Source organism: Acetobacter estunensis (assembly GCF_019083805.1).
GTDB lineage: Bacteria > Pseudomonadota > Alphaproteobacteria > Acetobacterales > Acetobacteraceae > Acetobacter > Acetobacter estunensis_A.
This window is the reverse complement of sequence record NZ_JAHRDV010000005.1, coordinates 282,368-295,363: the sequence shown is the minus strand read 5'-3', so window position 1 is coordinate 295,363 and position 12,996 is coordinate 282,368. Positions and strand designations below refer to the sequence as shown.

At 62.4% G+C, this 12,996-nt stretch carries 11 protein-coding genes and 1 pseudogene; all 12 read right to left on the bottom strand.

Going from position 1 to position 12,996, the window contains the following annotated elements:
* Positions 1 to 177 (bottom strand): annotated as a pseudogene (locus KUA11_RS17505) (proline--tRNA ligase); the annotation flags it as partial.
* Positions 178 to 327: 150 nt separating this feature from the next.
* Positions 328 to 1,977, bottom strand: a complete 1,650-nt coding sequence (locus KUA11_RS09065; protein ID WP_217409969.1) for a ribonuclease J — start codon at positions 1,975 to 1,977, stop codon at positions 328 to 330.
* Positions 1,978 to 1,986: 9 nt separating this feature from the next.
* Entirely contained in the window at positions 1,987 to 2,799 is an 813-nt protein-coding gene (locus tag KUA11_RS09060) for a type III pantothenate kinase (RefSeq protein WP_217409968.1), read from the bottom strand.
* Entirely contained in the window at positions 2,783 to 3,574 is a 792-nt protein-coding gene (locus tag KUA11_RS09055) for a biotin--[acetyl-CoA-carboxylase] ligase (protein ID WP_217409967.1), read from the bottom strand. The genes KUA11_RS09060 and KUA11_RS09055 overlap by 17 nt, the downstream gene beginning before the upstream one ends.
* 7 nt (positions 3,575 to 3,581) lie before the next feature.
* Positions 3,582 to 5,006 (bottom strand): NADH-quinone oxidoreductase subunit NuoN, encoded by a 1,425-nt coding sequence (nuoN, locus tag KUA11_RS09050; protein ID WP_217409966.1) that lies wholly within the window; start codon positions 5,004 to 5,006, stop codon positions 3,582 to 3,584.
* Between the two features lie 46 nt (positions 5,007 to 5,052).
* A complete protein-coding gene (nuoL, locus tag KUA11_RS09045; RefSeq protein WP_217409965.1) occupies positions 5,053 to 6,996 on the bottom strand; it encodes an NADH-quinone oxidoreductase subunit L in 1,944 nt (647 codons plus the stop codon).
* Between the two features lie 5 nt (positions 6,997 to 7,001).
* Positions 7,002 to 7,325, bottom strand: a complete 324-nt coding sequence (gene nuoK / locus KUA11_RS09040; protein WP_194303270.1) for an NADH-quinone oxidoreductase subunit NuoK — start codon at positions 7,323 to 7,325, stop codon at positions 7,002 to 7,004.
* A complete protein-coding gene (locus tag KUA11_RS09035) occupies positions 7,322 to 8,062 on the bottom strand; it encodes an NADH-quinone oxidoreductase subunit J (RefSeq protein WP_166314725.1) in 741 nt (246 codons plus the stop codon). Before KUA11_RS09035 ends, nuoK begins: the two co-directional genes overlap by 4 nt.
* A 42-nt stretch (positions 8,063 to 8,104) precedes the next feature.
* Complete coding sequence (gene nuoI, locus KUA11_RS09030) at positions 8,105 to 8,593, bottom strand: NADH-quinone oxidoreductase subunit NuoI (RefSeq protein ID WP_166314722.1); 489 nt, start codon at positions 8,591 to 8,593, stop codon at positions 8,105 to 8,107.
* Positions 8,593 to 9,615, bottom strand: coding sequence for an NADH-quinone oxidoreductase subunit NuoH (nuoH, locus tag KUA11_RS09025; protein ID WP_217409964.1), 1,023 nt, complete (start codon positions 9,613 to 9,615; stop codon positions 8,593 to 8,595). The genes nuoI and nuoH overlap by 1 nt, the downstream gene beginning before the upstream one ends.
* 4 nt (positions 9,616 to 9,619) lie before the next feature.
* Entirely contained in the window at positions 9,620 to 11,650 is a 2,031-nt protein-coding gene (nuoG, locus tag KUA11_RS09020) for an NADH-quinone oxidoreductase subunit NuoG (protein ID WP_217409963.1), read from the bottom strand.
* Between the two features lie 5 nt (positions 11,651 to 11,655).
* Entirely contained in the window at positions 11,656 to 12,990 is a 1,335-nt protein-coding gene (gene nuoF / locus KUA11_RS09015; protein ID WP_217409962.1) for an NADH-quinone oxidoreductase subunit NuoF, read from the bottom strand.
* Between the last annotated feature and the right edge of the window lie 6 nt (positions 12,991 to 12,996).

Sequence of the window (12,996 nt, the reverse complement as noted above, 5' to 3'; positions counted from 1 at the left end):
TTCGCGCACGATATTGGCGATATTGCGCAGCACGCGCAGACCCGCCGGCAACCAGGTGTAGATGCCCGAAGCCGTCTGACGCACCAGACCGGCGCGCAGCATGAGACGGTGCGACGCGATCTGCGCCTCCGCCGGGGTTTCCTTGAGGGTGGGCAGAAAACTGCGGGACAGGCGCATGCGCGACAACTCTCGTGACAGAAATGCAAGGCGTTGAAACAGCGTCACCCAACCGGATGACATCGGAAGCGTAACTGTTCTCCCACGCGGGCGCAGGATGCAAGCACCCAGCCTCCGCGACCGCTGAAAGCCGTCGCGGGGCGAGCGGGATCAGACGCGCAGGACGTGAACGTCCACCAGCGGGCGCTTCTGGAGCTTGCGGCCCAGTGCACGACGCAGCGCCGTTTTGGCGGCCTCGCGGAACGCCTGATCGTCCAGCCGCAACTCGTCGGGGATCTCATCGATCGCCTGCGCGAACTCCTCACGCACACGGATGCTCTCAGGTTCCTCCGGCTCCAGCAGGCCCGGTGCGCTGATCTTGGGCTCACCGATGACATAGCCCTCATCGTCCACTGCGAAGCTCGCGATGATGATGCCGTTGAACAGCATCTTGCGGCGTGCGGTCAGCACATCGCCCGTCATGGCCAGGAGGCGGTTGCCATCCACTGCCAGACGGCCCGTGGGAGCGGTGTCCACCACCTGCACCTTGCCCGGCGCCAGATTGAGGATGTCCCCATCTTCCAGAAGAACGGCGGCAATGCCCTTTTCCTGAGCGAGAGCGGCATGCGCCGTCAGGTGACGCCACTCGCCATGCGTCGGCACGGCATATTGCGGGCGGATGAGGTCATACATCGTCCGCACATCATCCGCCGTCGCATGACCGGAGCAATGGATCATCACCCCGTCCTTGTCAGTGATGACGCGCACGCCGCGACGAGTCAGATTGTCCTGCACCTGCATGATGGCCCGCTCGTTTCCGGGGATCATACGGCTGGAATAGATGACCGTATCGCCCTCGCCCAGCGCGATGGACGGATGCGTGTCGGAGGCAATGCGCGAAAGCGCCGAGCGTGGTTCGCCCTGACTTCCTGTGATGATCATCACCACCTGCTCATCGGGCAGATCGTTGGCTTCATGTTCCGTCAGGAACGGCAGCACGCCCGAGAGATAGCCGCACTCACGTGCCGCCACATCGAGGTTGCGCAGCGAACGCCCTACCAGCACAACCGTCCGCCCGGCTGCCTGCGCGGCCATGGCGATGGTCTCGACACGCGCCACGTTGGACGCAAAGCACGTCACCGCGATGCGTCCCTTGAGCGAGGAGATCAGTTCCGTCAGGCCAATGCGCACTTCGCCCTCGGAACGCGATGCGCCCGGCGTCATGACATTGGTGCTGTCGCACACCAGCGCCAGCACGCCCTCGTCACCGATCTGCCGCAGACGCTCCACATCCGTCGGCGGCCCGACCATGGGGGATGGATCGAGCTTCCAGTCGCCGGTGTGGACCACAAGCCCGTGCGGCGTGCGAATGGCCATCGCCTGCGCTTCCGGCACGGAATGCGTCACGGGGATAAACTCAATGTCGAACGGGCCGACATTGAAGCGGCCGCCACATTTGATGACGTGGATATTTACCTGCTGATCGAGCCGCGCCTCGCCCAGCTTGCGGCGCAGGACGGTCGCGGCAAACGGCGTAGCGTAGATAGGGCAGCCCAGCCGCGTCCACAGATGCGCCACAGCGCCGATGTGATCTTCATGCGCGTGTGTGATGACCAGACCGGCCAGCTTGTCGCGGCGCTCCATGATGTAAGTGGGATCGGGCACCAGAATCTCGGCTTCCGGCGTGTCGTTGCCCGAGAAACCGATGCCGCAATCCACAGCCAGCCATGTCTCGCCCAACCGGTAGAGGTTAAGGTTCATGCCGATCTCGCCCGTCCCGCCCAGAGGCAGGAAGGCCAGACCGTCGTCGTGTTCTGTCATATCGTCAGGTCATCCTTCTTGTGTGATGTCAGATGCGTTGTGCAGTGGCGGTTCCGGGTTACGTTCGGCCAGAAACCGCAATCCATTGATGGTCAGTTCAGGATCGATGTGATCGAAGATACGTGTGCCTTCCGAGAAGAGCGGAGCCAGACCGCCGGTCGCAAGCACCTTCATGGGTGCCCCGAATTCCTTGCGGATCCTCTCAACAATCCCCTCGACCAGTCCGATATACCCCCAGAACACGCCCGACCGCATGGCCATGTTCGTGTTCCGCCCGATCACCAGCCCGCCTTCGGGCCGTCCAATTCCGATGCGTGGCAAACGCGCCGCCGCCGTATGCAGCGCCTCCACCGAAAGATTGATGCCCGGCGCGATCACGCCGCCGCAATAGGTTCCATCTCCTCCCACGACGTCGAACGTCGTAGCCGTGCCAAAGTCGATCACCACAAGCGGACCGCCATACAGCCGGTGTGCCGCCAACCCGTTGAGCAGCCGGTCCACACCCACTTCCTGCGGATTGTCCAGCGCAATCGAAAACCCCCAGTCCAGCCGCGGTGAGGCAATAAGCGGCTCGACCTCGAAATACTGCCGACAGAGCTGCCGCAGGTGATAAAGCGCAGCCGGCACCACCGTTCCAATGGCGGCACCGGTGATATCACGAGGCGAGAGTCCTTCATTGTGCAGCAGGGTCAGCAGCCAGACAGCGTATTCGTCCGTGGTCCGCGCGGTCTGCATCGAGATGCGCCATGTGCCGCGCCATTTTTCGCCGTCATCCACGGCAAAGACGACGTTGGTGTTGCCAGCGTCAATGACCAGCAGCACGACCGGAACCCACTTCGTTTGTCACGTGATTGCCAAAGAGGACATCACCGGTAATCACACGCTCCACCTTGCCGTTGCAATCAAGGAGCAGTTCCCCGCCCTCTCCAATGCCCATGAAAAGGCCTTCAGCATAGGTTCCCGTGCCCCGAACCACAAGAGGCGAGCCAAGGGGCAGCCCACGCGCAAGCCATGCGGCATGGAGGGCAGCCACGCCTTTCTGCGCCAGAACCGTCCGCCACACGTCCAGCGCCTCCAGCAGTCGCAACGCCAGAGGTTCGGGCGCGCAGTCCACCCGAAACTCTCCCAGACACGCCAGCCGTCGGCCCGGCACAACGGGCGAAGATGTCAGGTTTCCGCCAAACCCGATCACCACCCACGGGGACGCTCCGCCGCCGGTCTCAATCAGGATGCCGCCCAGCTTGCGACCATCGTACAGAATGTCATTGGGCCATTTGATGCGCAGCCGGGAACTGGGGCGCTCGCCTCCCAGCGCATCATGAAACGCCAGAGCCGCAAGAAAGGGCCATATATCGGGACGCGCCCGCTCCGCCTCTTCCGGCCGCAACAGAACGGAAAGCGCCAAGCTTTCGCCCGGATCGGACCATGAACGCCCTCGGCTGCCCCGCGCTTTCGTCTGACGGCGGGCAAGGACGGCGAGGCATCCGCCTTCGCCCCCATCTGCCCGCTCGACACATAAATCGGAGGTGGAGGGCAGTTCGTCATACACCTCGAACCGCCAACCCAATGGAACCGGGCCGAAAGCCCCGTCCGTCACGCGCCCCTCAGCCAACGAGCGCCATAGCCGCGGCCCGTGCGGCGTCGCTGATCGGACCCAGCCCCAGCAGGAACAGCACTGTCGCCAGTCCCATGGCGATGGACACGAAGGAGACAGACGCCGCCGGACGGTCGAACGGTGCCGCCGGCGCATCGAACCACGCCACCTTCACCACGCGCAGATAGTAATAGGCGCCCACCACGGCAGAGACCGCGCCAAGAAAGATCAGCGGATACAGGCCCGCCTGCCAGGCAGCGGCGAACACCATGAACTTGCCGAAGAACCCGGCCAGAGGCGGCACACCCACCATACTGAACATGCAGATGGCAAGGATCAGCGCCATGCCAGGATTGGTGCGACCAAGCCCCGCCAGATCCGAAATCTCGTCCATTTCCTGCCCGCGACGCCGCATGGCCTCAATCACACCGAACGTGCCCGCGTTCATAACCAGATAGGTCGAAAGATAGACCAGCGTGCCCGTGGTCCCGGCGGGAGAGGCTGCCGCTAGACCCATCATGGCGTAGCCCATGTGCCCGATGGAGGAATAGGCCATCAGCCGCTTGATATTGTGCTGCGGAATGGCCGCGAACGAGCCGAACAGCATCGACATCGCCGCGATCACTTCCACGAGGATCTGCCAGCGCGGAGACATCGCCCCGAAGGGACCGCTCATCACACGCAGGATCAACGCGAACGCCGCGAATTTCGGTGCACCCGCCATGTAAGCCGTCACAGGCGTAGGCGCCCCCTGATAGACATCCGGCGTCCACATGTGAAACGGCACGGCGGACAGCTTGAACGCCAGTCCCACCAGCATGAACACAACACCGATCACCAGACCCAGCGGCAACGCGCCCACACTGTTGATCTCGGCGGCGATGGGCGCGTACGACAGCGTCCCGGCAAAGCCATAGACCAGCGAAATACCGTAAAGCAGCAGCCCTGAGGCCAGCGATCCAAGAATGAAGTATTTCAGGCCGGATTCCGCCGCTTGCGGACGATCCCGCTCAATCGCGCACAGCACGTAAATGGAGAGCGAGGACAGCTCCAGCCCCACGAACAGCGTCATCAGACTGGCGGACGACGCCATCACCATCGCGCCCAGCGTGGAGAACAGCACCAGCACCGGCATCTCGAATGGAAGTTCCTGGCCCTCATCGCGATGCCCAACCGAAAGTGCCACCGCCACAATGGCCCCGATCAGGGCCAGCACCTTGATGAAACGCGCGAAGGCATCGACCTGAAACAGCCCATGGTACCCTACGCCATCCGGGGACAGGCCGACGAGAAAGATCGTCGCCACGAACGCCGCGATGGTGAGCGCCGCCGTGGGCAGAAACGCATGGCCCTTCTTCGTCAGAACGCCGCCCGAAAGCACGACAAGACCACTGACCGCCAGCACCAGTTCCGGCAAGGCAAGCATCCAGTTCATCGCCCGTACTCCATGGCGTTCATCAGATCAGTCGGAAAGACGGCGCTCATTGGAAGAACACCACGGTGGTGACCAGCACCACGAGGCCCACAAGCATGGTCAGCGCATAGACCGCGATCGAGCCGGTCTGCGTGCGGGTGGCGACAATCGCCGTATCGCGTGTGGCACGTGCGAGCCCGACGGGCAGCTTCTCCACCGCGCCCTCATCCACACCGCGCCACAGCACGCGCGCGATAAAGGCGTAGGGCTTAACGAAGATCACGTCATACAGCTCGTCGAAATACCACTTGTTGAGCAGGAAAAGGTAGATCGGCCGGAACGACGTGGCGATGGACGCGGGCAGTTCGGGTTTGGCGATGTAGAGAACATAGGCCAGCGCAATGCCAGCAAGCCCCACAATGCTCGGCAGCAACCCGATCAGTGTCGGCACGTCCTCAAGACGCTCCATGATGGTGTTGCCCGGCGCGTTGAAGATCGCGCCACTCCAGAAAGCCGCCTGCTTACCGCCGATATAGAACGGCGCCAGCACGACACCCGCCACAACGGCACCAATGGAGAGGATCATCACCGGACCCATCATCACAGGCGGGCTTTCATGCGCATGATCGTGCGCGTGCTGATCGCGCGCCGTGCCGTGGAAGACAAGGAAAATCAGACGCCAGCTATACAGCGCCGTGATGAAGGCCGTGATCGTGCCCAACACCCAGCCATAGGTACCGATGCCCGAATGCGAAGCCCATGCGGCGTTGAGGATCGCGTCCTTGGACCAGTAGCCCGCGAAGGGGAACACGCCCGCCAGCGCCAGACTGCCAATCCACATGACGGCATAGGTCACGGGGATTTTCTTCCACAGACCGCCCATACGGAACATGTTCTGCTCATCGTGCAGGGCATGGATCACGCAGCCCGCACCAAGGAACAGCAGCGCCTTGAAGAAAGCGTGCGTGGTCAGATGGAACACCGCCGCCTGATACGCGCCCACACCAATCGCCATGAACATGTAGCCAAGCTGCGAACAGGTGGAATAGGCAATCGTGCGTTTGATATCGGGCTGCACCAGTCCCACGGTCGCGGCGAAGAAACAGGTCGTCGCCCCGATCAGCACGATGAAAATCCGTGTATCGGGTGCAAACTCCACCAGCGGCGACATGCGCGCCATCAGAAACACACCCGCCGTGACCATGGTGGCCGCGTGGATCAGGGCGGAGACCGGCGTCGGGCCTTCCATCGCATCCGGCAACCATGTGTGCAGGAACAACTGCGCCGACTTGCCCATCGCGCCAATGAACAGAAGGGTCGCGATCAGTTCCAGCACTGAATGATTGGCGCCAAATAGATGATACGTTGTATTCACCTGATCCGGTACGGTGGCGAAGATGTCGTCATACTGGATGGTGCCGAACACCACGAAGATCAGGCCGATACCCACCAGGAAGAACAGGTCCGCCACACGGTTGACCACGAACGCCTTGATGGCCGCCGCACAGGCACTCGGGCGCTGATACCAGTAGCCAATGAGCAGGTAACTCGCGAGCCCCACACCTTCCCAGCCAAAGAAGAGCTGCATCAGATCGTTGGACGAGATCAGCATCAGCATGGCGAAGGTAAACAGCGAGAGATACGAGAAAAACCGGTATCGCGGCATGGAATCGTGCGCCATGTAACCAAGGCTGTACACATGCACGAGCAGCGAGACCGTCAGCACCATGGCCGCCATGGTGATCGAGAGCGTGTCGAAGCGCAGCGCCCAGTTCACATGGAACGACCCCGCATCCACCCAGTGCGCCAGCAGCGCCACGCCGGGCATCCCCCCGCCGATCAGACCGCCCAGAAGCGCGCCATAGCTGGACAGCGTCGCCACCAGCATGAAGGCAATGGTCACGGCCTGCGCCGGACCGTCGCCCATGCGTCGTCCGAACAGCCCCGCAATCAGGGAGCCGCCCAGAGGAGCAAGAATGGCAATCGAGAAAAGGATGAGTGCGGCTTGCATGGTGCTCAGCCCTTCATCGTCGCAACGTCCTCGACCTGAATCGAGCCACGGTTGCGGAAATAGACGGTGAGAATGGCCAGACCGATCGCCGCTTCAGCAGCGGCAATAGTCAGCACGAACAGCGTGAGCACCTGTCCCGACAGATCCCCCAGAGCGGCCGAAAACGCCACGAGGTTGAGATTGGCCGAAAGCAGGATCAGCTCCATCGACATCATGATGATGATGATGTTCTTGCGGTTGAGGAAAATCCCGAACACACCCAGCACCAGCAGCGCCGCGCTGACCGTGAGATAGGGACCAAGCCCGATCTGGGCGATCGCAGCGTTCATCGTTCCTCTCCTTCGCGGACCACCAGTTCCTCGTGTTCCTCCTCGACGGCCTCCGGCACGCCGTAGGAACCGGGCACCGCCGTGACGTAGTAGGAATCATGCGGGCGCAGGAAACCGCCATTGGCGTCCGTGCCCTGACCGAGCGGCAGATCCATCATCTCCAGCGTGTCGGCGCGCTTGCGCTCATGCTGAAGCGAGATGATCTGACGGCGCCCCGTCGGACGATCGCGCAGCGTGAGCGTGATTGCGCCAATCATCGCGACCAGAAGCACCAGCCCGCAAAGCTGGAAGAGCAGCAGATAATGCGTGTAAATCAGCGTGCCGAGCGCGCCGGTGTTGGTCACCGGACCACCCATCTGTCCCAGACCGCCCGTGATGGGCAGCGGCATGACGGGCGAGAACATCCAGTGCAGCCCGGCCATCACCAGTTCCGCGAACAGGATGCATCCCACCGCCGCCCCGAACGGCGCGTATTTCTGCAAGCCTTCACGCATCTTCGTAAAGTCGATGTCGAGCATCATCACCACGAAGAGGAACAGCACCGCGACCGCGCCGACATAAACGATCACAAGGATCATCGCGAGGAACTCGGCCCCGGCCAGAAGGAACAGCCCCGCCGCGTTGAAGAACGCAAGGATCAGGAACAGCACCGAGTGAACCGGATTGCGCGCGCTGATGACCATCGCGCCAGAAGCGACAAGGATCGTCGCGAACACATAGAAGATCAACTGGAGCATCAGGCCGCCCTTCCCTTGGAGCAGGTCGTCGTGACGGGACGATCAGCGATACGGCGCATCGAGTTCGAGCCTCCGTGCCAGCACGCTTTCCCAGCGGTCCCCGTTCGCGAGCAGCTTGTCCTTGTTGTACATCAGCTCCTCGCGCGTCTCGGTCGCGAACTCGTAGTTCGGCCCTTCCACGATCGCATCGACCGGACAGGCCTCCTCGCACAGACCGCAATAGATGCACTTGGTCATGTCGATGTCGTAGCGCGTGGTGCGGCGTGAGCCGTCCTCGCGCGGCTCAGCCTCGATCGTGATGGCCTCCGCCGGGCATGTCGCCTCGCACAGCTTGCACGCAATGCAGCGCTCTTCCCCGTTGGGGTAGCGGCGCAGAGCGTGCTCGCCGCGGAAGCGCGGCGAGAGCGGCCCTTTTTCATAGGGATAGTTCAGCGTGACCTTCGGCTTGAACATCGTCTTGAAGGTCGAAACCATGCCGGAGACGATCTCGGTCAGAAGAAAAGACTTCAGTGCGCGGTCCATGCCAGCCATCAGCTTGCTCCCTGCGGCAACATGCCCGTCGCGAGAAGGAACCCGGCCGTCGCGATCATCCACAGCAGGGACATGGGCAGGAAAATCTTCCAGCCCAGCCGCATGAGCTGATCGTAGCGAAAGCGGGGAAAGGTTGCGCGGGTCCAGATGAACACGAAAAGACAGAACAGAATCTTGGCGATGAACCACAGCGGCCCCGGCACCCATGTAAAGGGCGCGATCCCGAGCGGCGGCAGCCAGCCACCGAGGAAGAGGATGCTGACCATGCCGGACATGAGGATCATGTTGGCATATTCGCCAAGGAAGAAGAGGCCGAACGACAGCGAGGAATATTCCACGAAGAAACCCGCCACCAACTCACTCTCGCCTTCGGGAAGATCGAACGGCGCGCGCCCCGTCTCGGCCAGCGCCGAAATGAAGAACACGATGAACATTGGGAACATCGGCACGCAGAACCAGATGTGCTGCTGCGCCAGCACGATGTCATTGAGGTTCAGGCTTCCCACCGCCAGCAACACCGAGACGATCACCAGACCGATGGAGACCTCATAGGACACCATCTGTGCCGCAGCTCGCAACGAACCGAGAAAGGCGTATTTGGAATTGGACGCCCAGCCCGCGATCAGGGTGCCGTACACCCCCAGCGAGGAAATGGCGAGCAGGTAGAGAATGCCCACATTGATATTGGCCACCGCCAGCCCGTTGCCCGTCGGGATCACCGCCCAGGCCAGCATGGCCAGCGAGAAGGTGAGGAACGGAGCGAACAGGAACAGGAACCTGTTGGCCCCCGCCGGAATGATGGTCTCCTTGGTGATCATCTTGATCGCATCGGCAAAAGCCTGAAGCAGACCGAAGATGCCGTTCACGTTCGGCCCGCGACGCAACTGCATCGCGGCCATCACCTTGCGCTCCATCAGCGTGAGATAAGCCACGGCGATCAGCAGCGGCACCAGCACCGCCAGCGCCTCGAGAGCGATCAGAATGATCTGACCGATCAGCGTATGGAGGAAAAAATACGCCACGTTCCTACTCCGCCGCTACAGCCGCACTTGGCGCATACACCGCCGCGCACTCATTCATGGTCGGACTGGCCCGGCTGATCGGATTTGTCAGGTAATATCCGTGTGTTGCCGGTACAAGAGACCGTGCGTCGAGCGCCACCTGACTGGCTGTCTCGGGCGCAGCGGCCGCCGATGAGACGCCAAGCTGCATCCGCTCGCGCAGTGCGCCAATCGTGTCATAGGGCAGCGTCGCTCCCAGAACTTCCGAGACAGCACGTAGGATTTTCCAGTCCTCCTTGGCCTCGCCCGGCGGGAATACCGCCTGAAAGCCACGCTGGACGCGTCCTTCCGTGTTGACCCAGGTGCCCTCTTTCTCGGTGTAGGTCGCACCCGGCAGAATCACATCCGCACGCGCCGCCCCTGCGTCCCCATGATGGCCCTGATAAACTACGAACGTGTCCGGGCTGATGGAGTGAACGTGAAACTCATCCGCGCCCAGCAGCCAGAGCACATCCACACCGCCGCTGAGCATCCCGCGCACGCTGCGCCCGCCATTTCCCGGCACGAACCCCAGATCCAGAGCCGCCACGCGCGAGGCCGCCGTGTGCAGGATGTTCAGACCGTGCCAGCCTTCCGCCCGCTCACCCGCCGCCAGCACTTTGCGACACGCGGCGAGGATCGCCAGCGCATCCTCGCGCACCAGAGCTTCCTGCCCGACAATAATCAAAGGCCGCTTGGCCGCCTTGAGCTTCGCGGCGAAGCCTTCCGTGCCATCCATCAGCGCGTTCAGCGCCGTCGGATCATCGCCAAGTGGCTCATAGGCCCATGTCGGATCGGACGGCAGTGTGCCGATCGCGCCAATCGGCAGACCGCCGCGCCCAAGCGAGAGATACCGCTTGCGGATGCGGGCGTTGAGCACCGGCGCATCCTGACGGACATTTGCGCCCACGACCAGCACCGCGTCCGCCTCATCAATGCCCGTGATGCCATCGGCAAAAACGTAATTCGCACGGTCGCTGAGATCGTATTGCGCGCCATCCTGACGGCAATCGAGATTGCTTGAACCAAGCGCGTGCATCAGATCACGCAGTGCCATGATGCTCTCGGCCTCGCACAGATCGCCCACAATCGCGCCGATCCGTGAGCCGGGCACGCCTTCGAGACGTTTAGCGATGGCCACGAACGCATCCTGCCACGACGCCGGATGCAGCTTGCCATGCACGCGCACCCAAGGCCGGTCGAGACGACGGCGCTTGAGACCGTCCACGGAGAAGCGTCCCTTATCGGACAGCCACTCCTCATTCACCTCGTCATTGATGCGCGGCACGATGCGCTTCACTTCGCCGCCCCGCGCCTGAACGACGATGTTGGTGCCCACCGCGTCCATCACGTCGATGGCGTCCGTCTTTTTCAACTCCCACGGCCGCGCCTGAAAGGCCGAAGGCTTCGACGTCAATGCGCCCACAGGGCAGATGTCGATCAGGTTGCCCGAAAGCTCGGACGTCAACGCCTTCTCGACATAGGTGGTGATTTCCAGATTTTCGCCGCGCGAAATACCGCCGAGTTCCGGCGTGCCGGCCACCTCCGTGGAGAAGCGCACGCAGCGGGTGCACTGAATGCAGCGTGTCATCACCGTCTTGACCAGCGGGCCAAGATTCTTGTCGGTCACGGCACGTTTGTCTTCATGGTAGCGGGACATGCCGCTGCCATACCCGTAGGCCTGATCCTGAAGGTCACACTCGCCACCCTGATCGCAGATCGGGCAATCGAGCGGATGGTTGATGAGCAGGAACTCCATCACCGCCCGCCGAGCCTTCCGCACGGTCTCGGTGTCGGTGAAGATCTGCATCCCCTCGCCCACCGGGAAACCGCACGACGCCACCGGCTTGGGCGCGCGCGCCACCTGCACGAGGCACATGCGGCAGTTGCCCGCGACCGACAGACGCTCGTGGTAGCAGAAGCGCGGGATTTCCTTGCCCGCCGCCTCACACGCCTGCAACGCGGAAGATCCAGCGGGAACCTCGACCGGAATGCCGTCAACAATGACCTTGACCATCCGCCTTACTCCGCCGCAATCGTGGCGAGCGGCGCACCGGCAGGCACCTGCACCTGCTGCACGCCGCCATGCTGCCGTTTATAGGTGCGGATGCGCTCTTCCATCACCGGACGGAAATGGCGGATCAGCCCCTGTATCGGCCACGCCGCCGCATCGCCCAGCGCGCAGATCGTGTGACCTTCCACCTGCCGCGTGACCTGTTCGAGCATGTCGATCTCCTCGATCTCCGCCCGTCCTTCGACCATCCGGTTCATCACGCGCATCATCCAGCCCGTACCTTCACGACAGGGCGTGCACTGGCCGCAACTCTCATGCTTGAAGAACTGTGAAAAACGGGCGATCGCCTTGATGATGTCGGTGGATTTGTCCATCACGATCATGCAGCCCGTGCCCAGACCGGACTGCACGGCCCGCAGGCTGTCATAGTCCATCAGCACAGTCTCACAGGTCTCTTTCGGCAACACCGGCACCGAGCAGCCGCCGGGAATGACAGCCAGCAGGTTGTCCCACCCGCCGCGCACGCCGCCGCCATGCTTCTCGATGATCTCCTTCATCGAAACACCCAGCTCTTCCTCGAACACGCAGGGCGTATTCACATGACCTGAAATGGCCATCAGCTTGGTGCCCGCATTGTTTGGACGGCCAAGAGCGGAAAACCACGCGGCCCCACGTCGCAGAATAGTGGAGGCCGAGGCGATGGACTCCACATTGTTTACGGTCGTCGGGCACCCATACAGACCCGCGCCTGCCGGGAAAGGCGGCTTCATGCGCGGCTGGCCCTTCTTGCCTTCAAGGCTTTCCAGCAGCGCTGTTTCCTCACCGCAAATATATGCGCCTGCGCCGCGATGGATGTAGAAATCGAAGTCCCAGCCGGTGCCCGCCGCGTTCTTGCCCAGCAGCCCGGCTTCGTAGGCCTCATCCACCGCGATCTGGAGATGCCGCGCCTCGTTGTAGAACTCGCCTCGGATGTAGATGTAGGCTGCGTGCGCCCCCATGGCGAAGGAGGCGATCAGCGCGCTTTCGATCAGCTTGTGTGGCTCATGGCGCAGGATCTCGCGGTCCTTGCAGGTGCCCGGCTCGGACTCGTCCCCGTTGATGACGAGGTAATGTGGCAACGGCCCATCGCCCTTCGGCATGAAGGACCACTTCACACCGGTCGGGAAGCCCGCGCCACCACGTCCGCGAAGACCCGACGCCTTCATCTCGCTCACGATCCAGTCGCGGCCCTTGTCGAGAATAGCTTTGGTATCATCCCAATCCCCGCGCGCGCGAGCACCCGCGAGATGCCAGTCGTTCTGGCCGTAGAGATTGGTGTAAATCCGGTCCTTGTCGCTCAGCATCGCCGG